This is a genomic window from Cupriavidus sp. IK-TO18, assembly GCF_015549295.1.
In the GTDB taxonomy this organism is placed as follows: domain Bacteria; phylum Pseudomonadota; class Gammaproteobacteria; order Burkholderiales; family Burkholderiaceae; genus Cupriavidus; species Cupriavidus oxalaticus_A.
This window is the reverse complement of sequence record NZ_JADGMP010000010.1, coordinates 21,680-42,411: the sequence shown is the minus strand read 5'-3', so window position 1 is coordinate 42,411 and position 20,732 is coordinate 21,680. Positions and strand designations below refer to the sequence as shown.

The following is a 20,732-nucleotide window of genomic DNA, read 5'->3' as shown; positions in this document are numbered from 1 at the left end:
TTTGCTGGCAGAACTCCTCTACTGTCAAATCGCAGCGCCGCTGAAAATTCTGAACTTTGCCCCTGCCCCCTATGCCGTCATCGATGCCCCCGCCCACCAAGGCCCCGCCCGCTGCGCTCAAGAACCGCCGCGGCCTGGAAACACGAGACCGGATTCTCGCCGTCGCGCGTGAGCTGATCAGCGCACATGGCTACTCCGAGGTGACACTGGATCAAATCTCCGCCGAGGTCGGGGTGGCCAAGAGCAGCCTGCTCTGGCACTTCGGCAGCAAGGAAATGCTGCTGGCACAAGCCGCGACCAGCCTGTTCGAAGACTTTGGAAATGAGCTTGGGGGAGTCGCCAGGCATGCCGGCAAGACGCCGCCGCAGCGGCTGGAAAACCTGTTCGACGAACTTGCCGACTATTTCACGGCCAACCCCGAGGCCAAGGGCGTGGTGCTTGGCCTGCTGTTCTCCGGCGGCGTGCCGGCCAGCGTGCGCGAGCAGATCCGGCACAGCTGGGACGCGCATGTGCGCGACCTGGCCGAGGTGCTGTCAGTACCGGGCCAGCCGCTGCCGCCCGAAATGTCACGCCTGATCGTGGCCACGCTGCACGGCTGCTATGTCCACTGGTACGCCAGCGACCGCAGCGAGCCGATCGCCGGCTTCCTGGCGCCGGCGCGTACCTTGTTCAGCGACTGGCTGCGCGCCCGGGCGGGCCGAGCGGAAGATGATCGGGGGCGTCAGGCGCGGCTGGCCAGCACGCACGCCGCCAGGTCCCACAGCGCATAGCCCACGCTCTTGAACACCAGCGGGCTGCCGCCGCGCGCGCGGATGGCATCGGCCTGCAGGATCGCCGTCTCGAACGGCTGCACGGTGCCCCAGTCGATGCCCGCCTGCAGCAGGTCACCTGCTTCTTCCTCGATGCCGAACAGCGTATCGGCCAGCAGGCGCCCGTGGTCCGCGGCCGCATGGCAAAGCCGCGGCGGCAGCTCGCACATGTCCGGCCGGAAAGCGCCGACCGCGGCGATGAAGTGGTCGTCGCGCCAGAGCCCGCTGTCCAGGTCCGGCAGCACCGGGCTGCGGCTGGACGTGACCGTGACCACCATCGACACGCGCGGCAGCACCGCGGCAACGGTGTCGGTCACTTCGGCCTCGACGCCCAGCGTACGCGCCTGCGCGGCCAGCGCCTCGGCCTTGTCGCGCGTGCGCGACTGCAGCCATACCTTGCGCACACCCAGTCCGTCGACAAAGGCCTCCAGGTGCGTCAGCGCCTGCACGCCGGCGCCGACGATCAGCAGTTCGCCGTCGGTGCGCGCGGCGAAGCATTGCGCCGCCAGCAGCGACACCGCCGCGGTGCGCCGGCCGGTCACCGTCGGCCCGTCGAGCATGGCCAGCCGCGCGCCGGTATGCGCGTCGGCCACCACCACTTCGCCAAGGATATTGGGCAACCCGCGCCCAGGGTTGCCGGGGTGCACGGTGATGTTCTTGGTCATCACCAGGTTGCGGTTGCGCGCCGGCATCACCAGCAGCGTACCCTCGCCGTCCTCCGCATCGCCCACCGGCAGCGCGATGCGCGGCGGCGCCATGGCCGTACCGTCGCGCAGCTCGGCCAGCATGTCGGCGATGGCGCGCGCCAGTTCGGGATATGGCAGTCGGGCCGCCGTGCTGGCGGCATCGAGGGGAAGCAGGGACATGCGGGCGCTCCGGCGGGATGGTGAAGCGGCCATTATGCGGGACGGCCGCGCAGCGATGTCAGCGCCTGGCAGGCGCGGACGGCGCCCGCACCGATGCGCCGCGCACCTCGATGCCGATCCGGTCCACGACCTTGCCCGCCGCGTCTAGCAGTTCCACCTGATGGCGGCCCGGCCACGGCAGCCACGCCACCTCGGCGCCGCGACCGAGCGGCTTGCCGTCCATGCGCCAGCTGACCGCGCGCGCGGACTGGCCGGCGATGCCTTCGGCCTGGAACCAGACGCGCTGCGATGCCGGCGGCATGTCGGGGTCGAGCGCGAACACGGTACCGTTGGCCGGGTTGGCGATCGCCGGCGCGGTGCTGGCCGCCGCCGCGGGCTTGCCAACGCTGACGCGCGTGATGGCCGTGCCGGCGAGGAACACCTCTTCCCGCGCGGGCTCGAGGCCATCATCGAAATTCAGCGTCACGCGCTGCACGCCCGCGGGCATCACCGGCGCGCGGCTGCCTTGCTCGCGGTGCAGCGCTTCCATGACGTCATGCCACACCGGCGCCGCGCCGGACACCCCGGAAACGTCGCGCATGGCCGCGCCGCTGGCGTTGCCGACCCACACGCCCACGGTATAGCGCTGCGACCAGCCGATGCACCAGTTGTCGCGCATGTCCTTGCTGGTGCCGGTCTTGACCGCGGTCCAGAAGCGCGTGGTCAGCGGGCTGTCGAGGCCGAAGGTGCGGGCGCGCGCGTGGCGGTCGGCAAGGATATCGCCGATCACGTAACTCGCGCCCGGCTGCATGACCGCGACGGGCGCAGCAACAGGTGCGCCTTCGCGCAGCCGCGGCGGCGCATAGCGCCCGCCGCTGGCGAGCGCGCGGTAGGCATTGGTCAGCGCCAGCAGCGACACGTCGGCGCTGCCCAGCGCCAGGCTGTAGCCGTAGTAGTCTCCCGCCTCGGTCAGCGGCAGGCCCAGCGCCACCAGCCGCTTGTGGAAGCGGTGCGGCGTCACCATCACCAGCGTGCGCACCGCCGGCACGTTCAGCGATGCCGCCAGCGCCGCGCGCGTGCTGACCCAGCCGGCGTAGCGGTGGTCGTAGTTCTGCGGCACATACAGTCCGCCGCCCACCGGCAGGTTCACCGGCCGGTCGTCGAGCAGCGATGCCGCGGTCAGGCGCCGTTCCTCCAGCGCCTGCGCGTACAGGAAGGGCTTGAGCGTCGAGCCGGCCTGCCGCAGCGCGGCGGCGTGGTCGACCTGCGCGGCCGACGACAGCGCGCCGGACGAACCCACGTAGGCCAGCACGTCGCCGCTGGCGTTGTCGATCACCACCACCGCGCCATCCTCGACATGGCGCCCGGCCAGCTCGCGCAGGTGCCGGTCGAGGCTTGTGACCGCCGCGCGCTGCAGGCGTGCGTCGAGCGTGGATGTAATGTGCGCTGGCATGGAGGCGCCGGGCGCCAGCTGCGCGCGCGTGTCGCTGACAAGCCGGCGTGCGAGATGCGGGGCGAGCTGCTGCACCGTGGCAGGCACCTGCGCCGCGGCATTACGCTGCGCCACCGGCCCGGTGCGCAGCAGCGCCAGTTGCGCGAAGCCTTCCAGTCCTTCGCATTGGCGCGGCAGCCGCATTTCGCGCAGGATGCCGCAGGCCCGGCGCGCCACCTGCACGGCCGGCGCGTTGGGCGCGCGCACCAGCGCCACCGCCAGCGCCGATTCGCGCGCATCGAGCCCTTGCGGGTACTTGCCGAACAGCACCTGCGACATCGCCGACAGCCCGACCAGTTCGCCACGGAACGGCACCAGGTTCAGGTACGCCTCGAGGATCTGTTCCTTGCTCCAGCTGCGTTCCAGCGCCGCCGCCCCCGCCGCCTGACCAACTTTCTGCGTGAGACTGCGCCCCTGCGCCGCCGCGCCGGACCGGCGCAGGTCGTCGTCAAGCAGTCCGGCCAGCTGCATGGTCAGCGTCGAGGCGCCGCGCGTGCGCGTGTTCCACAGGTTGGCCCACGCCGCCGCGGCCACGCCTTGCCAGTCGACGCCGCTATGCGCGTAGAAGCGCCGGTCTTCCGACAGCACGATGGCCGTGCGCAATGCCGGCGAAGTCTGCGCCAGCGTGACCCAGTCGCCGCGGCGCGCGCGGAAGTCGTCGCGTACCCGGCCGACCACATCGCCGTGGCGGTCCAGCACGACCACGTCGGCGCTGCGCCAGTCGTCGCGCACCTGCGCGAAGGCCGGCAACGCGGCAGCATGGCCGCTCCACAGCAGCGGCAGCAGTGGCAGCAGCGCCAGCCAGGTCAGTCGCGCGCCGCGTCGCTTCATGCCTCAGGCCGTCCCGACACGATGCCCGCCACCAGCAGTACCTGTGCCGCGGCATAGGTCCACCAGATGCCCAGCGCGAAGGTCTCGAACGGCACCAGGAAACGCGCGATGCCGATCATCATGTCCGACGCGGCAAAGCACAGCGCGCCCAGCGCCGCCAGCGGCGTCGGCAGCCGCGCCACCAGCGCGCTGCACGCCATCGCCGCAAGCACCCCTACGTACACCGACACCGGCACCGTCAGCGTGCCGAGATTGGGCCAGAAGCGTCCCAGCATGGTCCCGGCCACGCCGAGCATGGCGCCGCATGCGATCAGCCGGTGCGGGCGCAGGTCGCCGGCCAGTGGCACCAGCAGCCGCAGGTAGGCGAGGTGCGCAAGCAGGAAGGCACCCAGCCCGCCCACGAACGAAAACGACAGCGCGGGCACCGCCAGCAGGAAATCGCCGACGGCCGAGCACACCAGCGCCGTCACCAGCCAGCGCCGTTCCGGCAGCGGCCGGTGGAACCACGCGGCCCGCGCCAGCAGCAGCGCCATCGCGGTCTTCCACAACGGCTGCATGGCGATCTGCCCGGTCAATGGCGCGCCTTCGGGCAGCTCCATCGACACCTGCACCAGCAAGGCGCCATAGAGCACTCCCGCCAGCGCGCCCGCGACCCACCACTCGCGCACCCGCGCCGGCATCCTCAGCGCGATCCAGCTCATGGACGTGCCCCGACCACCAGCCGCGCGTTCGGCGCCACGCCAAAGACATCGGGCGCGTACATCGCTTCGACGCGCGACGGCGGCAGCGAGAACTCGCCGGCGTTATTCAGGCGCACCGTGTACTCGACCGACACCGTGCCCTTGGGCAGGTAGCCGAAGTACTCGCGATACGCCTGCGGCGTGCGTTCGGTATAGGCCGGCCAGGCCACGCCCTGGCGCCGCTCGCCGCGCGTGGCGATCTGCGAATCGCGGCCCAGGCCGCTGCCGAGGATGGTGGCGCCGGCGGGCACCGGGTCGCTGACCACCACCCAGGTCATGTCGGCCTGCGCATCGATCTCGAGCTTGACGCGGTACACGTCGCCGCGCGACCACTTGCCCGACACCGCCTGCTCCTGCGGCGTCACGGTGCGCTTGATGCGGTAGCCCGCGGCCAGCGGCGCCGTGACCGGCACCGCGGCCAGCGCCTGTACCGTCGCCCACGGATGGCCCGCGCCGGCCTGCTCCACCTGCAGCGTGCCGCCGTCCGCGCCTGCCGGCCACGGCAGGTCGACACTGCCTTGCGCCACGCCGTCGTTGCGCTGCGCGCGCGCCCAGTCGAAGCTGCGCGTGGCATCGGCGGCGTTGCTCACCGAGACGCGCGTGCTGCCCGCCACCGGCGTCTTCTCGAACACCTGCGCAAAGCGCGTCACCGCCAGCATGCCCCACGCATTGGCGGTGGTGGTGCCCCAGGCGCCGCGCACCTGGCGGCCGATCAGGCCGGTGGCCAGCTGCGGCGCGTCTTCCTTCCAGCCCGGCAGTTCGGCGGCCAGCGTCAGCAGCCGCGCGGCGTTGGCGTCGCCGCCGGCCATCATCCACCACCAGTTGTCGTTGCGCTCGGTGGAGAACGCCAGCCGCGTGCCTTGCACCGTCAGGCGCGAGCGCAGCAGTTGCTGCGCCTCGGCCAGCCGCTGCTCGCGCTGCGGGATATCGGCCATGCGCGTCAGCAGCAGCGTCCAGTCGAGCAGCGCCGAGGTCGGCCACTGCGCCGGCAGGATCTGGATCGCATCCAGCATGCGCGCCTGCGCGTGGCCGGTACGCGACAGCGCTTCGAGCGCGGCCAGCTTGCGCACCTCCAGGTATTGCGTGCCGCCCACCGGCGACCAGCCGTCGCGGCGGATACGGCCTTCGACGAAGTCGGCCAGTCCGCGCTCCATCTGCGCGCGCTGCGCGTCGGGAATGCGCAGCGCCAGGCCTGCGCGCGCGGCTTCGTCGGTCACAGCCAGCAGGTAGGCGGTCAGCACCTCGCTGCCGTAGTCGCTGTCCGAAGCCAGCGGGAAATACGAAGCCAGCCCGTTGGCGTCGAGGTACGACGGCAACTGCGTCATCAGCGCTTCCCACGCGGCCTTGTCGTTCAGGCCGATCGCCTTCGACGCACGCTGCTCCAGGCAAGTGAACGGATAGTGGCGGAACCATTCGCGCACGCCCGGCATGCCGCCCGCCAGCGACGACTGGAAGTTCACCTGCAGCCCGCCGCGCACCTTGCCGGCGGGATCCGCCAGCGCTCCCGGCGGCGCCTTGACCGGCACCGACAGCGACGGCGACACCTGCGCCAGCGTTGCCTGCTGCACCGTCACCGGCACCGCGGGGACGATCTGCTGCGAGACCTTGATGCGGTCGCCGGCATTGCCGCCGCCCTGCTCGCTCGCCTGCACTTCCCACATCACGGTGCCGCTGCGCGCATACGCCAGCAGCGTGGGCGCGGTCACGTCCCAGCCGATCTCGCGCGCTTCACCCGCGGGAATCTGCACGGTCTGCGCCGGCAGCGTGCCGTCGTTGCCGAGCAGCGTGGCGCGCGCGCTCGCCTGCACCGTCATCGCGCGCTTCGTGGTATTGCGCAGCGTGAACATGGCGCGGTAGCGATCGTCCTCGCGCACCAGCAGCGGCAGGCCCGAGATCACCTGCAAATCCTGCGTGGCGGCGATGGTGGCGCTGCCGGTACCGAAGCGGCCCACGCCCAGGTCGGCCACGGCGACGATGCGGAAGCTGGTCAGCGAATCGTTGAGCGGCACTTCCAGGCTGGCGCGGCCTTCGGCATCGAGCTGCACGCGCGGGTTCCACAGCAGCAGCGTGTCGAACAGCTCGCGCGTCGGGCTCTTGCCGCCGCCACCGCCGGCGGGCACGGCCTTGCGCCCGTAGTGCCGGCGGCCGATGATTTCCATCTGCGCGGTCGACGTTTCCACGCCATAGCCGCGCCGCTGCAGCATGGCGTCAAGCAGGTCCCAGCTGGTGTTAGGCATCAGCTCCAGCAGCGCCTGGTCGACCGCGGCCAGCGCGACTTCGCCATTGGCGGCGGGCTTGCCGTCGGGCAGCCTGACCTGGATTGCCACGCGCGCCTTGCCGCGCACCGGATAGGTGGCCTTGTCGGGCGTCACCGTGACATCGAGCCGGTGTCCGGCATTGCCCACCCTGATCTCGGCCAGCCCCAGCCGGAAGGCCGGCTTGGACAGGTCGACCAGTGCCGTCGGCGCGGCATATTCGCGGCCTTCGCTGCGGAACGCGCGCCACCACTCGCCGGGCTGGCGCCAGCCCCAGGTAAAGAACGAATACCACGGCACTTCATGCAGGCGCCCGCGCAGCGCCAGCACCGAGACGTAGACATTGGGGCCCCACTCCGGCCTGACCTGCACGCGCACCGTGGGGTCACTGCCATGCAGCTCGACCACCTGGGTCTGGTAGACGCCCTCGCGCTCCACCGCCACCAGCGCGGTGGCGTGCCGGAACGGCATGCGCACCTGGAACACCGCGGTGTCTCCCGGGGCGTAGGACTTCTTCTCCGGCAGCAGGTCGATGCGATCGTGGTTCTCGCCGCCGAACCACAGTTCACCCTGGCGCGTGACCCAGACCGTCGAAGCGGCCTGCGCGGTGCGTCCCTCCTTGTCGCGCGCGCTTGCCACCAGTTCGACCTGGCCGGCCTGCTCCAGCGCCACCTCGCAGCGCGCGCGGCCCTGCGCATCGGTGCGGGTCTCGCACACGGTGCCGAGGTCGCGCGTCTCGGTGCGGTTGTCATAGCGGTAGAAACCGCCGACCACGCGCTTGCGCGCCGAGGTGGTGAGGCGAGCGCGCGCATTGAGCTTGACCGGGGCATCAGCCACCGGCTTGCCGTTCAGGTCCAGCACCACGCCATGCACCGCCAGCTTCTGCTTCACCGAGACCCAGCCTTCGGACCGGATGCCGACCACCACGCCAGCTGGCCACAGCGGCACGGTCTGGCGCAGCGTCTGGATCTCGCCGTTGGGGTCGGCAAAGCCCGCTTCGAGCACCAGGTCGCGCGGCGCGTCGGTCTTGGGCAGCTTGCGCAGCGTGACAGAGCCGTTGCCGTTCTTGTCCAGCGTCAGCGGCAGCTTGTCCGCCACCAGCTTCTGGCCGTCGTCGGGCTGGTCGGCGTCATCCATTTCCTCGTCGCCGCTGGCGCTTTCGCGCTGCGGTCGCGGCGGGTTGAACGAGAACTCGTCATAGCCGGGGAAGCTGACGCTCTTGTCGCGCAGCAGCGCCGATACGCGCACCGGCAAGCCGGCCGCGCCGCCGCCCGACAGGTAGTGGATTTCCACGCCGACCGGCAGCTCGGCCGGCGCGATCGCGGCGCCGGCCTTGCCGTCCAGCTGCAGCGTGCCGGCGAGAACCGGCAGCCGGAACGCTTCGACGCGGAAGCTGCCGCTGGGATAGGTACGCGAGCCTTCGTCGCGGCCATTCGCGCGCCCGCCCTGCTGCGTCTGCTCCTGCGTTTCCAGCTCGACGGTATAGACGCCGAGCTTGGCCGCGGGCGGCACCTGGAACGTGCTTTCCGCGCTGCGCCCGCCAGTCGCGGTCTGGCGCCACTGCAGCGGCAGCTCGTAGGTCTGGCCGCTGCCGTCGTGGCGGATCACCACGCGCGTCGGCAGCGGGCGGCTGGCCGGCGGCAAGGCAAAGCCCTGCGCGGTCTCGGCGCGGATCAGGTGCTTCATCGACACGGTCTCGCCGGCGCGCAGCAGGGTACGGTCGAAGATGGTATGCGCGCGCACCGTCGGCGCGGTGCTGGTGTCGGTGGGCACGTTGAAGCGCCAGGTCTCGATGCCGCGGTTCCAGTCCGACATCACGAAGGCCATGTCGGCCTTGCCGCGCGCCTGCGGATGTCCGGCGGCGATGCGCGCCGACACGAAATAGCCCGACAGCCCGTTCTGGTCGCAATTCGATTCCGGCACGGCGTCCAGCCGGGCAAAGCGCACCACGCCGCTGGCATCGGTGCGGCCCTCGCCCAGCAGGCGCCCGCTGCAGTCGCGCACCGCGACGGCGGCGTCGGCCACCGGCTTGCCGTCGTCGAGCGCCGTGACCCACGCCAGGCCGCTGCGGCTGCCGTCGTCCTCGTTGCCCTGGCTGCGACCCAGCTTGAAATGCACGCCCAGGTTGGTCACCAGCGCGGCGGTGCGCACGTACATCGGCGCGCGCTTGCCGAGCAGCGCCTCGCCCAGCATCGGCGAAGCGATCTCGACCACATGGAAGCCCGGCTCGGGCAGCGGGATGCCGACCACCTCGAACGGCCGCGGGCCGTCGCCCGATGGTTTGGGTACGGCCAGCTTCTGCACGCCGGGGGCGCGCTCGAGCAACGACACCGAGCGCGTCTCGATCGACACCGCGTTGCGCGGATTGCTGACGCGGTACGGCGAGCGGCCCGCCAGCACCGCGTCGAGCTCGCCGCGCGTATAGCTGGACTCATGCATGCGGCGCACCAGCCCCAGCCATTGCATCACCGCGGCATCGTCGTCCACGCGCAGCTTCATCACCGTGCCGGCACGCGCCTGGATGCCGCGCACGGCCAGATCGGCCTCGACATTGCGCAGCGTCACCGGCAGCAGCGGCGGATAGTCGGCGGGCGACTTGCCGCGCGGCAGCTCGCCGAAGCGCTCCACCACGCCGAACGGCGCTGCGGCGAACTTGGCCAGCGGGGGCATGGACGCGGTGGCGACCTTGAGCGGGAACAGGTCGGCATTGGACAGCGTGCGGCCGCTGTCGTCCTTCAGGTCCTTCGGTATCTCGATGGTGAACTGCGCCTTCTCGGCGAACGGCGCGGCAAAGGTGAGCGCGCTGACGCTGGCATCCGGCGCCAGATCGGGAGCGAACTGCGGCGCACGCGGGCCGGACGGCGTCTTCAGCACCACCTTCTCGGCCTGCTTGCGCGGCACCGGGGCCGAGAACGTGACCGACATCGGCCGCAGCGGCGTGCACGGCGATTGCGCGTGCTCGCGCTCGCAGCTGAAGCTGGCGGCAAAGGGTTCGCGCACGGTGTAGTCGAAGCGGCGCTCGTCGCGCGTGGCCACCCCCGACGGCGTGGCAATGCCCGCGCCCAGCACCAGCTGCACGCGCGCCGCGGCCGGCAGCCGCTGCTGGCAGGCGAGCAGGTGCACGGCATCGGGCGCCGGCTTGGCCAGTTTGGTCCAGTGGATCGCCTCGAGCAGCTCATCGCGTTCCTTGCCGGCGAGCAACCGCACCGGGATGCGCTCGCCCAGCCCCTGCGCCTGGCACCAGGCGTGCTCGCGCACCGACGCCGGCGTGGCCGGGCCGTTGAAGCGCAGCGCGAAGACCTGGTCTTCCTCGATCTCGCCGCCGGACGGCCGGCTGGCGATCACGGTCGGGCCGCCGGTCTCGAAGCGGTATTCCGGCTTGCCGGCATAGGCGGTGCCGGCAACGCTCTTGAGCCCGGTGCGCATGCGCACGCTGCAGCGCACCCCGGGCGGCAGGTCGCTGGCGAAGTCATAGACCCAGTTCCTGGCATCCACCCAGCGAGCCTGGCCGCTGGTGCCGGCGCCGGTGCAGGACACCGCGGCGGGCGCGGCGGCCTGCACGTCGCCCATCGGCACCATGGCCTCGTCGAAGCGGATCGCCACCTGCCTGACCTGCCCCACCGTGCCTTCGGGCGAAAAGCGGGTGACCTGGGCGGCATCGGCGGGCTGGACGCCGGCGAGCAGCGCGAGCGCGGCGCCCAGCGCCAATGCCGCGGCGCATGACGCGCGCGCTGGCTGCCTGCTGCCAAGGTCCCGACCGGCTCCGGCGACGATTCCCTTCATCCTGCCATCCTCCCTTTTCCGCCACTTCGTGGCACCCGGCGAGGGTGACACGCACGCCACAGGAGTGCAAGACCGGCGCGCAATCCTGCATGGCGCACCTGGAAAAGATTCAACCCGGACCTAAGAGCCGGCTCAGCGCAGGTGCGACAGCGGCAGCGCCCCCTCGCACTTGATCGCGGTGAGCACGATATTGGAACGCACGCTCTCCACCCCGGGCACCCGCATCAGCCGCTTCATGGTGAATTCCGCCAGCGTGGGCAGGTCCGGCACGACCACGCGGATCAGGTAATCGGCCTCGCCCGCTACCGAATAGCACTCCTGCACCTCTTCGAGCAGCAGGATTTCCTCGCGGAAGCGCTCGACGATGGTGTCGCCGTGGTGCGCCAGCTTGACGCTGATAAAGACCAGCACGCCCAGGCCGAGCGCCTGGGTCGACAGGCTGACGCGGTAGCCGGTGATGACGCCATCGGCTTCCAGCCGCGCCAGGCGGCGCCCGACCTGGCTGGGCGACAGGTGCACGCGCTCGGCCAGTTGCTGGTGGGTGGAGCGGCCGTCCGCCTGCAGCGCGGCCAGCAGGGCCAGGTCGAACGGGTCAAGAGAGACGCTTTGGGCAGTCATACACAAATTCCGCATCGAGTCATCGCATGACGCACGTTACATGCACGATCAATTGAAGACAAGCCGATTTTGCGGCGTATATGCGGCATGCTGTCACTAAACTACGCAGTAAATCCGCATTCCGCGCTGCCGCGCCGCAGCGATCACGCATAACAGGAGACACAAACCCATGTCCGCACCCGCCATGGCCGCCACCGAAGCCCCCGCCGCCTTCCAGGGCACCCTCACCGACAAGCTGCGCGAACAGTTCGACGAAGGCCTGCTGTCCGGCCAGGCGCTGCGCCCCGACTTCACCATCGCGCAGCCGGTGCACCGCTACACCAGCACCGATCACGCCATCTGGCGCAAGCTGTACGAGCGCCAGGCCTCGATGCTGCAGGGCCGGGTCAGCGACGAATTCCTGCAAGGCCTGGCCACGCTGGGCATGGAAAAGGACCGCGTGCCGGATTTCGGCCAGCTCAACGAGACCCTGATGCGCGCCACCGGCTGGCAGGTGGTCGCCGTGCCCGGGCTGGTGCCGGACGAGGTGTTCTTCGAGCACCTGGCCAACCGCCGTTTCCCGGCCAGCTGGTGGATGCGCAAACCCGAGCAGCTGGACTACCTGCAGGAGCCGGACTGCTTCCACGACGTGTTCGGCCACGTGCCGCTGCTGATCAACCCGGTCTTTGCCGACTACATGGAGGCCTACGGCAAGGGCGGCCTGAAGGCGGCAGGCATGGGCGCGCTCGACATGCTGTCGCGCCTGTATTGGTACACGGTAGAGTTCGGCCTGATCCGCACCGGGCAAGGGCTGCGCATCTACGGCGCCGGCATCCTGTCGAGCCAGGGCGAATCGATCTACAGCCTGGACTCGGCCAGCCCCAACCGGATCGGCTTCGACGTGCGCCGCATCATGCGCACGCGCTATCGCATCGACACGTTCCAGAAGACCTACTTCGTGATCGACAGCTTTGAGCAGCTGTTCGACGCGACCCGGCCGGACTTCGCCCCGCTGTACCAGGAACTGCGCGCGCAGCCCACGCTGGGCGCCGGCGACGTGGTGCCGGGCGACCAGGTGATCAACGTCGGTACCCGCGAAGGCTGGGCCGACACCGACGACATCTGATTCCGGCGGCCCCTGCCCCGCTTCCCGCTTTGTGAAACAATGCCGGCATGCCCGCCGCCCCGGCGCGGGCGGGCCGGCTGTCCGCTCTGGCGGCGTCCCCCGACGCTGCCTGCCGATTTCCCAAGACCCAGATCGAGCCCACCATGACCCCTCTGTCCCCGCAAGCCCGAGCCACGCTGCTCGCCGAACTGCCCGGCTGGACCACCGTCCAGGACCGCGACGCGATCTTCAAGCGCTTCACCTTCCACGACTTCAATGCCGCCTTCGGCTTCATGACGCGCGTGGCGATCCAGGCCGACAAGGCCGACCACCATCCCGAATGGTTCAACGTCTACAACCGCGTCGACATCACGCTGTCCACCCACGACGCCAACGGCCTCACACAGCGCGACATCGACCTGGCCCACTTCATCGAGCGCGCCGCGGCGGCGCTGGTGGTGCCGGGCTGATACCCGGATACCCCGCGCGGCAGCAGATACCCGGGCGGACGTAGGCAAACCGTAAGGAAGCAGCCGTCCGCGCCGAGTACAATCTGCGGCAGGCCCGCACCGTGTGCTGCATGGGCCCTCCTCCAGCCATGCCCAACCTCCTGCCCGAGCCGCCATGCGTATCCTGCTGATTGAGGACGACCGCCAGATTGCCAGCGGCGTCGAAGCCGGCCTGTCCCGCGCCGGCCACCAGGTACGCGTCGTCCATGACGGCGTCTATGCCACCGAACACCTGCTGCGCGAGCAGCACGACCTCGTCATCCTCGACCTGGGCCTGCCCGGGATCGACGGCATGACCCTGCTGGCGCGCTACCGCGCCCGCAACCGCACCACCCCGGTCATCATCCTGACCGCGCGCGACGAACTGGAAGACAAGCTCTCGGGCCTGAACGCCGGTGCCGACGACTACCTGATCAAACCCTTCGCCCTGCCCGAGCTGGAAGCGCGCGTGCGCGTGCTGCTGCGCCGCAGCCAGCATGGCGAGGCCGCGCCCGAGCGCGACGTGCGCCTGGGGCGCCTGCGCCTGTCCGGCAACGACCGCCGCATGTTCATCGACGCCCGGCCGCTGGAACTGTCGCCACGCGAGTTCGCGGTGCTCGAGCTGCTGCTGCAGCGCCAGGGCCGCGTCGTCAGCAAGGCGCAGCTGCAGGACCACCTGGCCACTTTTGCCCACCCCGCCGGCGAAGGCGGCGATACCGTGGGCGACACCGCGATCGAGGTCTACGTGCACCGCGTGCGCAAGAAGCTCGAGGACTGCGATGTCGAGATCATGACCGTGCGCGGCTTCGGCTACCTGCTGCAGATCCGCGCCGGCCAATGAAAGCGTTCCTGCCGCTTGCGCCGCCCGGCGCACGGCACTGACCCCCGGCCCCGACCCATCAGCCCAGCCGGCAATGTGGCCCCGCTCCCGCACCTCCACCCGGATTTCCTGGCGCACTTCGTCCCGCATCGCAACGCGGAACGAGCTCCCTTCCTCCGCCGCGGCTGACAACGCCGGCGCCGCGCCCGCATCGACACGCCAGGCCGCCCGCCCCGGCTCCAACATCAGCCTGCGCGTACACCTGCTGCGCGCGTTGGCGACGCCGCTGTTCGCGCTGGTGCTCACCAGCGGCTCGCTGTCCTACTGGCTGGCGGCGCACTACACCACGCAGGTGTTCGACCGCGCGCTGTATGGCGTGGCCAACAACATCGCCCAGCAGATCCGCATCGCCGGCCCGCGGCTGGAGCAGGACATCCCGATGATCGCGCAGACGCTGGTCGAGGCCGAGGGCACCGACCGCATCTACTGGCGCATCCACGGGCCCGATGGCCTGATCGGCGGCATGGACACGTGGCTGGGCTACGGCACCGGCCAGACCACGCTGCACGATGCCCGGCTGTTCTATGCCTGGTTCAGCGGGCGCCAGGTGCGCGCGGTGCGGCTGCCGGTGATGCTGCCCAGCGCCGCGGTGGACGAGCTCGGCACCAGCGAGGCCGGCAAGCCCGCGCGCGGACCTATCGTGATCGAAGTGGCCGAGCTGCTGGACCGGCGCGAGACCGCCGCCAACGAGATCCTGCTGTCGGTGTCGGTGCCGCTGATCCTGCTGCTGCTGGTCGGCAGCCTGATCCTGTCGCACGTGCTCAAGGAAGAGCTGGTGCCGCTGCAGATCCTGGCCGACAAGCTCAACCGGCAGACCGCGCGCTCGCTGGCGGCGCTGGACGAAACCCAGGTGCCGGCCGAGGTGGCGCCGCTGATCCGCGGCCTGAATGCACTGCTGGCGCGGCTGCGCGACGCCCTCGATGCACAGCGCAAGTTCATCGCCGATGCCGCGCACCAGCTGCGCACGCCGCTGACGGCGGTCAAGCTGCATGCCGACCGCGCCATGGAAGCCGATTCTCCGGAGGTCGTCCGGCATGCCCTGCGTGAAGTCCAGACCGCGGCCGACCGCGCGGTGCGGCTGTCGAACCAGCTGCTGTCGCTGGCGCGCGCAGAGCCTGGGCTGTCGCTGGAGCGGCTGGGGCCGGTGGAGCACTTCGATTTGGCCGAGCTTGCCTTCGAAATCGGCGCCGAATGGGTGCCGCAGGCACTCGCGCGCCGCATCGACCTGGGTTTCGAGATATTGCCCGGGCCTACCTTCACCGGCAGCACGCCCGCGGTTGTGCGCGGGAACCGCCTGCTGATGCGCGAGGCGCTGTCCAACCTGATCGACAATGCGGTGAAGTACGTGCCGGCCGGCGGCCGCATCACCGTGCGCGCCGGCGGCGAGGCCATGGGTCACCGCGGCATGGCGGTGGTGATGATCGAAGACAACGGGCCCGGCATCCCGCCGCAGCGGCGCGAAGAGGTGTTCAAGCGCTTCTTCCGCGGCGACCGCGCGGCGCAGAGCGGCGGCGCCGGCCTGGGGCTGGCCATCGTGCACGAGATCGTGACGCTGCACCAGGGCACCATCCATATCGAGGACGTGCCGCAGCAGCCGGCCAGCCTGCAGGGCACCGAGGGCACGCCGGAGCGCCGGGCGGTCATGCGCTTCGTGATCCGGATCCCGTGCGAGCCGGCAGGTTCGACCGGCTGAAGCGCCTTCGGCCTTACTTCTTCTTTTTCTTGTCCTTCGGCGCCAGCATGGTGCCGCGGCATTGCGGGCTGCCGCAACGGCACTCGAATTCCTTCTTCAGCTTGGCCGTATAGCGCGCCTCGATCACCAGCCCGTAGTCATAGAACAGCTCTTCGCCCTGGGCGATATCGCGCAGCGCGTGGATAAAGACGCGTCCCTTCTTCTCGCGCGCCTCGCAGTTCGGTTCGCAGGCGTGGTTGATCCAGCGCGCGCGGTTGCCGCCGAACTTGGCGTCGATGACGCTGCCGTCGTCCAGGCTGAAGTAGAAAGTGTGGTTGGGATCGCTGGGATCGTGCGGGTGGCGCTCCAGCGCCTTCTTCCACGAGATGTGCTCGCCCTTGTACTCGATCACGCGCTCGCCTTCGGCGATGGGGGCGATCGCGTATACGCCCTTGCCGTGCACGCCCGACTGGCGCACCTCGATCCGGTCGCTCGCGGTCTTCTTGCCCGCTGCCTTTTGCTTTGCCTTGTCCGCCATTTGCCTTTCCATGCGTGTCGCCTGCCTGTGCCGGCCGTTCCGGCGCGATCGGCATGATACCGGCGTGGCTGCGACACGTATACGTGACCCCTGGTTAACGGCTCGACCGCTCGCCCTGGCAGGTATACGGCCTGGTTACGGCCGGTCACGTAAACCTCGCGCATGTGGATAACCCCGCCTCCTTCTGTGGAAAAGCACGCGGATTCGATGTGGGCTGCCTGGGGCCCGCATGGGGATGCCTCGGGCATAAGTCGGAGGCGTATACCGCAAGACCTCATCCATAAGGCCGGTTCATCCACTGCGACCAACAATGGATGCAACCACTTCTCGTTTACGTAAACCGTTGACGGCAAAGACGTTTACATAGTTTTCCACAGCCGGAGGCGCCGTTTACCTACTACCACTATCTGTATACATGAAAGAAAGATGTAAACCGAAAGGCGGAACCAGGGCAGCGGCAAGAGCCCGGCGTATACCGGTGCCCGCAGAGGTTGCCGTATACGCAAGTCTGAACACGCCGGATCCAGGCATGCACAAGCCGAATACCGTCTTGCGAGGCAGGTAACCTTGCCTGGATCTGCATGCAACATAGTGCAGCCGGACTGTGGGGCTTTTAGGGCGAATACAGGCGCGTATACGTGCCGGAGGCTCCCTGAGGTCCATCCCCAGTCGCAGAAGGCCCGTAAACGCCTCTGCGGCCCTCTATGGCCTTTGAACGGCTCGTGGGACATCTTGTAACGTGGCGGGCTGGCCGCCTGCCTGTGCAGCGTCATGTGGCCGTCCATGCGCTCGCCGCGCGGCGTTTGCACCGCAACGGCAGCGCCCGCAACCAGGTCTGCCAGCAGGTCGATTTGCCGCCAGCCACGGCCTGAGGCGGCCTGGCGCAATCCTGCAGGTAACAATCTGTTCGCGGTGCGCCTTGTCCGACACGGTATGATGTGGCCCGCGGCGTCTTTTGCCGGTCCGGTGGCAGCCTTGCTACCGCCGACCGGGCGCCTGTGTTTTATCAACTCGATACGGAGTGAAGCATGACGAAAACCGAACTGATCGACGCTATCGCAGCCGGTGTGGACGGTCTCACCAAGGCCAAGGCAGAACAGGCACTGAACGTGACCCTGTCGGCCATCATGGACGCCGTGGCCAAGGGCGATACGCTGAGCCTCATCGGCTTTGGCACGTTCAGCAAGGGCGAGCGTGGCGAGCGCATGGCGCGCAACCCGCGCACCGGCGAAGAAATCAAGGTGGAAGCCGCCAAGACCGTGAAGTTCAAGGCCGGCCAGAAGTTCAAGGACGCTGTCAACCAGTGAGCCTGACGGGCTGCACTGCACGGCCCGTGTTTGTTTGACCCCGCCATGCCGCCGCCGGCCGCAAGCTTCGGCCAGGGCGCAGGCGAGCGCCAGGCGGGGGACGTTATCCACAGCAGGGATCGACGTTTTCTGCAGTATCCGCCGCAGCGCTGAAGCCATTGCCGAAGCGGTTGCGCGCCAGGACTTCCAACAGGCGTCCAGCCAAGGCCGATGCGGGGCCGGACGGGGCGCCGAGCCATGTGGGGCTTCCATGTTCGCCCGTCCATTGCGCCGCAGATCTCCACAGCGTTATGCACAGCGCTTTCCACAGCGGATTCCACAGGTTTCTCCACAAGCCATTTGCGCCGCCGCGGCGCTGGCGCTGCTGAGCGCCTGCACCACGGTCAGCGAACCCGCGCGTCCGCAGGCACGGCCGCTGGCCGACAACGAGCGGCCGGTCACCACGCCCGGCGCCACGCCGCGCGAGCGCATCGTCGAGATCGCCACGCAGGAGTGGTCGCGCTGGGGCGGGCAGGTGGTGCGCCTTGGCCGCGACGACAGCGCCTGCGTCACCTACAGCCCGGCGCCGGCTCCCGAACTGCCCCCGGCCCTGCCTGAACCGCCGGAGGTGCAACCCGAGGACAAGGCCGATACCGGCGCGCCCGCCAGCGGCACCAGCGCCGACACCGACAGCAACAACATCAAGTGGCCTCGCGCCGATTGCATGACTTTCCCGGACGGCACCGGCATGGAGGCCACGCCGCTGGGCTGCACGCTGGCCCGGCGCTACTGGGGCATCGTCGGCGAAACCCCCAGTTGCCGGCAGGTCACGCAAGGCGCCTGGGCCTGGTCGGCGGTGTTTATCTCGTGGGTGTTGCGCAAGGCCGGGCTGGACGAGCAGCAGTTCCTGACCGGCCAGTCACATTCGATGTATGTAGTCGATGCGCGCGACGGCATCCTTGCCCATCCCGCCTTCCGCATCGAACCCGTTCCGGCCATGCCCCGCCCGGGCGACATCGTCTGTTCCGGGCGGGGACGCGACCGCTACCTCGAGGATGTGGCGGAGATCGGCTTCGGCACCACCCCGATGCATTGCGACATCGTGGTGGCCGTCGATCCGGCGGCGCGGGTGGTGCGTGCCATCGGCGGCAATGTCCAGCAATCGGTATCGATGGAGGAAATCGAACTGGGCGATTCGGGGCGGATCGATGGCGTGACCAATTCGCACATGCCCTGGGTGCTGGTGATGCGGAACAACCTGCAATAGGCAGAGCATCATCAATACGAATAATCGATCAGCGGTAAAAATCCACCCATTGATTATTCGCTCGAATAATTGGTTTTACTCGAACAGTTCGAGCTGCGACCGATCCCGGTCGCTGGTCGCCACCCCTACCCCCAGCAACCGCACCGGCAGCCCGCGCCGGGCGTGGCCCTCTGCCAGCAGGCGCGCGTAGACCGTGCGGTCGGGCGCATGGCCGCGGCATTCCACCGTGGTCTGGCGGAAGTCCGAAAAGCGCAGCTTGACCGTCAGCTTGTCGATGGTGCCGTGCGCCTGCGCGCGGGCAATGCGTGCCTCGAGCATGGCGATCAGCGGCTCCAGTTCGACCAGGCATGCCTGCAGGTCGGGCAGGTCGTCGGCATAGGTCTCTTCCACGCTGATCGACTTGCGCTCCCGCTCGGGCGTCACCTCGCGCTCGTCCTCGCCGCGGCACAGCTTGTAGAGCCGCGTCCCGAACGCGCCGAATTCGCGGTGCAGCCGGTCCGGCGACCACGGCCGCAGGTCGCCGCAGGTCTGCGCGCCCAGCCGCCGCAGCTTGGCCGCGGTGACCTTGCCGACCCCGTGGATGCGTTCGACCGGCAGCGCGGCGACGAAGGCATTGACCGCCGCCGGGCGGACCACGAACAGCCCGTCGGGCTTGTTCCAGTCGCTAGCGATCTTGGCAACGAATTTGCTCGGGCCCACGCCGGCCGAAACGGTCACGCCGACCTGGTCGCACACGCGCTGTCGGATTTCTTCGGCGATGCGGGTGGCGCTGCCGGCATGGCGCGTGCAGAGGCTGACGTCGAGATAGGCCTCGTCCAGCGACAGCGGTTCAACCAGTTCGGTGTATTCGCGGTAGATCGCAAAAATCTGGCGCGATACCTCGCGATATTTGTCCATGGCCGGACGCAGGATCAGCAGATCGGGGCAAAGCTTGACCGCCTGCGCCGACGCCATGGCCGAGCGCACGCCGAAGGCACGCGCTTCATAGTTGCAGGTGGCGATCACCCCGCGCCGGTCGGGCGAGCCGCCCACGGCCATCGGCCGGCCGCGCAGCGAGGGGTCGTCGCGCATCTCGACCGAGGCGTAGAAGCAATCGCAGTCGCAATGGATGATCTTGCGCTGGACCGGGGGCGTGGCATCAGGCGGCGCGGACATGGCCGGGGCACCAGGTTTATCTACATGAAGAATAAACGCTTCGCTGAATCAAATCGATTCATTAGTCGCCTGGATGGAGGCCGCCTTTTGCCGGCTGTTCACCCACAGCCCTTCCACCGCATACAGCGCCAGCGAAATCCAGATCAGCGCGTAGCCGACCTGCTTCTGCGCGGGAAACGGTTCATGCCACAGCCACACGCCCAGCAGCAGCTGCAGCGTCGGCCCGGTGTATTGCAGCAGGCCCAGCAGCGACAGCGGGATGCGCCGCGCGCCGGCGGCGAAGAACAGCAGCGGCACCGCCGTCACTGGCCCGGCCATCAGCAGCAGCAATTGCGTACCAGGCGCTGCGTGGGTGAAGCCATCCTGCCCCGTGGTGAAGAGGTAGGCCAGCATCGCCGCGGCAAAAGGAAACAGCAGCAGCGTCTCCAGCGACAATCCTTCGAGCGCGCCCAGCGCCCCCGTCTTGCGCAACAGCCCGTAGCCGCCAAAACTGGCCGCCAGCCCGAGTGCGATCCAGGGCAACTGGCCCGCCGCCACCGTCAGCCACGCCACCCCGGCCGCTGCCACCGCGATCGACAGCCATTGCACCGCGCGCAGCCGCTCATGCAGGAACACCACGCCTAGCAGCACGCTGAACAGCGGATTGATGAAGTAGCCCAGGCTGGCATCGACCACGCGGTTGGCCGACACCGCCCAGATATAGAGGAACCAGTTGGCGCACAGCAGCGCCGCGCTGGCGCCGAACGACAGCAGCAGGCGCCGGTCCCTCAACTGCCCGAGCCAGGCCCACTGGCGCCGCCAGGCCAGCACCAGCCCCAGGAACACCAGCGACCACACCATCCGGTGCAGCAGGATCTCCGTCGGCGCAATGCCGGGCAGCGACTTGATATAGAGCGGGAGCAGCCCCCAGATGACATAAGCCAGGAGCGCGTAAAGGATGCCGATTTGCATAGGGAATTCCGGTCGATGCCGGCGATTCTACCGGCGCC

Annotated in this window: 15 protein-coding genes; 7 read left to right on the top strand and 8 right to left on the bottom strand. The window is 69.3% G+C overall.

Going from position 1 to position 20,732, the window contains the following annotated elements:
• Positions 1 to 83: 83 nt before the first annotated feature.
• Complete coding sequence (locus IPF36_RS09935) at positions 84 to 770, top strand: TetR/AcrR family transcriptional regulator (protein ID WP_240745910.1); 687 nt, start codon at positions 84 to 86, stop codon at positions 768 to 770.
• Here the strand turns inward: IPF36_RS09935 and IPF36_RS09930 are convergent.
• From IPF36_RS09930 to IPF36_RS09910, 5 genes are all read right to left on the bottom strand, one after another.
• Positions 722 to 1,675 (bottom strand): delta(1)-pyrroline-2-carboxylate reductase family protein, encoded by a 954-nt coding sequence (locus IPF36_RS09930; protein ID WP_133096576.1) that lies wholly within the window; start codon positions 1,673 to 1,675, stop codon positions 722 to 724. The genes IPF36_RS09935 and IPF36_RS09930 overlap by 49 nt on opposite strands.
• 58 nt (positions 1,676 to 1,733) lie before the next feature.
• Positions 1,734 to 3,977, bottom strand: a complete 2,244-nt coding sequence (gene pbpC / locus IPF36_RS09925; protein WP_195427886.1) for a penicillin-binding protein 1C — start codon at positions 3,975 to 3,977, stop codon at positions 1,734 to 1,736.
• Complete coding sequence (locus IPF36_RS09920; RefSeq protein ID WP_135706154.1) at positions 3,974 to 4,678, bottom strand: lysoplasmalogenase; 705 nt, start codon at positions 4,676 to 4,678, stop codon at positions 3,974 to 3,976. The genes pbpC and IPF36_RS09920 overlap by 4 nt, the downstream gene beginning before the upstream one ends.
• Complete coding sequence (locus tag IPF36_RS09915) at positions 4,675 to 10,755, bottom strand: alpha-2-macroglobulin (protein WP_195427885.1); 6,081 nt, start codon at positions 10,753 to 10,755, stop codon at positions 4,675 to 4,677. The genes IPF36_RS09920 and IPF36_RS09915 overlap by 4 nt, the downstream gene beginning before the upstream one ends.
• A 132-nt stretch (positions 10,756 to 10,887) precedes the next feature.
• Positions 10,888 to 11,373, bottom strand: a complete 486-nt coding sequence (locus tag IPF36_RS09910; RefSeq protein WP_029046491.1) for an Lrp/AsnC family transcriptional regulator — start codon at positions 11,371 to 11,373, stop codon at positions 10,888 to 10,890.
• A 169-nt stretch (positions 11,374 to 11,542) separates the two neighbouring features.
• On the opposite strand from IPF36_RS09910, the gene phhA reads away from it, so the two are divergent.
• From phhA to IPF36_RS09890, 4 genes are all read left to right on the top strand, one after another.
• The gene (gene phhA, locus IPF36_RS09905) at positions 11,543 to 12,478 is read left to right on the top strand and encodes a phenylalanine 4-monooxygenase (RefSeq protein WP_240745911.1); all 936 of its coding nucleotides are present in this window, start codon (positions 11,543 to 11,545) and stop codon (positions 12,476 to 12,478) included.
• A gap of 131 nt (positions 12,479 to 12,609) precedes the next feature.
• A complete protein-coding gene (locus tag IPF36_RS09900) occupies positions 12,610 to 12,927 on the top strand; it encodes a 4a-hydroxytetrahydrobiopterin dehydratase (RefSeq protein ID WP_255286414.1) in 318 nt (105 codons plus the stop codon).
• 154 nt (positions 12,928 to 13,081) lie between these two features.
• A complete protein-coding gene (locus IPF36_RS09895; RefSeq protein ID WP_133096581.1) occupies positions 13,082 to 13,786 on the top strand; it encodes a response regulator transcription factor in 705 nt (234 codons plus the stop codon).
• 73 nt (positions 13,787 to 13,859) lie between these two features.
• Positions 13,860 to 15,518: a sensor histidine kinase gene (locus IPF36_RS09890; protein ID WP_133096582.1), complete on the top strand. Its 1,659-nt coding sequence runs from the start codon at positions 13,860 to 13,862 to the stop codon at positions 15,516 to 15,518.
• A 13-nt stretch (positions 15,519 to 15,531) separates the two neighbouring features.
• On the opposite strand, the gene IPF36_RS09885 is transcribed toward IPF36_RS09890, so the two are convergent.
• Entirely contained in the window at positions 15,532 to 16,035 is a 504-nt protein-coding gene (locus IPF36_RS09885) for an SET domain-containing protein (protein WP_133096583.1), read from the bottom strand.
• Between the two features lie 1,028 nt (positions 16,036 to 17,063).
• Between IPF36_RS09885 and IPF36_RS09880 the strand changes: the two genes are divergently transcribed.
• The gene (locus tag IPF36_RS09880) at positions 17,064 to 17,342 is read left to right on the top strand and encodes an HU family DNA-binding protein (RefSeq protein ID WP_012354324.1); all 279 of its coding nucleotides are present in this window, start codon (positions 17,064 to 17,066) and stop codon (positions 17,340 to 17,342) included.
• A 250-nt stretch (positions 17,343 to 17,592) separates the two neighbouring features.
• Positions 17,593 to 18,588, top strand: coding sequence for a DUF2272 domain-containing protein (locus tag IPF36_RS09875; protein ID WP_133096584.1), 996 nt, complete (start codon positions 17,593 to 17,595; stop codon positions 18,586 to 18,588).
• A gap of 75 nt (positions 18,589 to 18,663) precedes the next feature.
• On the opposite strand, the gene dinB is transcribed toward IPF36_RS09875, so the two are convergent.
• Together dinB and rarD are read right to left on the bottom strand one after the other, a co-directional pair.
• On the bottom strand, positions 18,664 to 19,743 hold the full coding sequence (dinB, locus tag IPF36_RS09870) for a DNA polymerase IV (protein ID WP_195427884.1): 1,080 nt from the start codon (positions 19,741 to 19,743) through the stop codon (positions 18,664 to 18,666).
• Positions 19,744 to 19,791: 48 nt separating this feature from the next.
• Positions 19,792 to 20,694, bottom strand: a complete 903-nt coding sequence (gene rarD / locus IPF36_RS09865; protein WP_195427883.1) for an EamA family transporter RarD — start codon at positions 20,692 to 20,694, stop codon at positions 19,792 to 19,794.
• Between the last annotated feature and the right edge of the window lie 38 nt (positions 20,695 to 20,732).

Bases quoted from the DNA above. Each gene is read 5' to 3' on its own strand.
- IPF36_RS09935 (WP_240745910.1), top strand. From the start codon at position 84: ATGCCCCCGCCCACCAAGGCCCCGCCCGCTGCGCTCAAGAACCGCCGC.
- IPF36_RS09930 (WP_133096576.1), bottom strand. From the start codon at position 1,675: ATGTCCCTGCTTCCCCTCGATGCCGCCAGCACGGCGGCCCGACTGCCA.
- pbpC (WP_195427886.1), bottom strand. From the start codon at position 3,977: ATGAAGCGACGCGGCGCGCGACTGACCTGGCTGGCGCTGCTGCCACTG.
- IPF36_RS09920 (WP_135706154.1), bottom strand. From the start codon at position 4,678: ATGAGCTGGATCGCGCTGAGGATGCCGGCGCGGGTGCGCGAGTGGTGG.
- IPF36_RS09915 (WP_195427885.1), bottom strand. From the start codon at position 10,755: ATGAAGGGAATCGTCGCCGGAGCCGGTCGGGACCTTGGCAGCAGGCAG.
- IPF36_RS09910 (WP_029046491.1), bottom strand. From the start codon at position 11,373: ATGACTGCCCAAAGCGTCTCTCTTGACCCGTTCGACCTGGCCCTGCTG.
- phhA (WP_240745911.1), top strand. From the start codon at position 11,543: ATGTCCGCACCCGCCATGGCCGCCACCGAAGCCCCCGCCGCCTTCCAG.
- IPF36_RS09895 (WP_133096581.1), top strand. From the start codon at position 13,082: ATGCGTATCCTGCTGATTGAGGACGACCGCCAGATTGCCAGCGGCGTC.
- IPF36_RS09890 (WP_133096582.1), top strand. From the start codon at position 13,860: ATGTGGCCCCGCTCCCGCACCTCCACCCGGATTTCCTGGCGCACTTCG.
- IPF36_RS09885 (WP_133096583.1), bottom strand. From the start codon at position 16,035: ATGGCGGACAAGGCAAAGCAAAAGGCAGCGGGCAAGAAGACCGCGAGC.
- IPF36_RS09880 (WP_012354324.1), top strand. From the start codon at position 17,064: ATGACGAAAACCGAACTGATCGACGCTATCGCAGCCGGTGTGGACGGT.
- IPF36_RS09875 (WP_133096584.1), top strand. From the start codon at position 17,593: ATGTTCGCCCGTCCATTGCGCCGCAGATCTCCACAGCGTTATGCACAG.
- dinB (WP_195427884.1), bottom strand. From the start codon at position 19,743: ATGTCCGCGCCGCCTGATGCCACGCCCCCGGTCCAGCGCAAGATCATC.
- rarD (WP_195427883.1), bottom strand. From the start codon at position 20,694: ATGCAAATCGGCATCCTTTACGCGCTCCTGGCTTATGTCATCTGGGGG.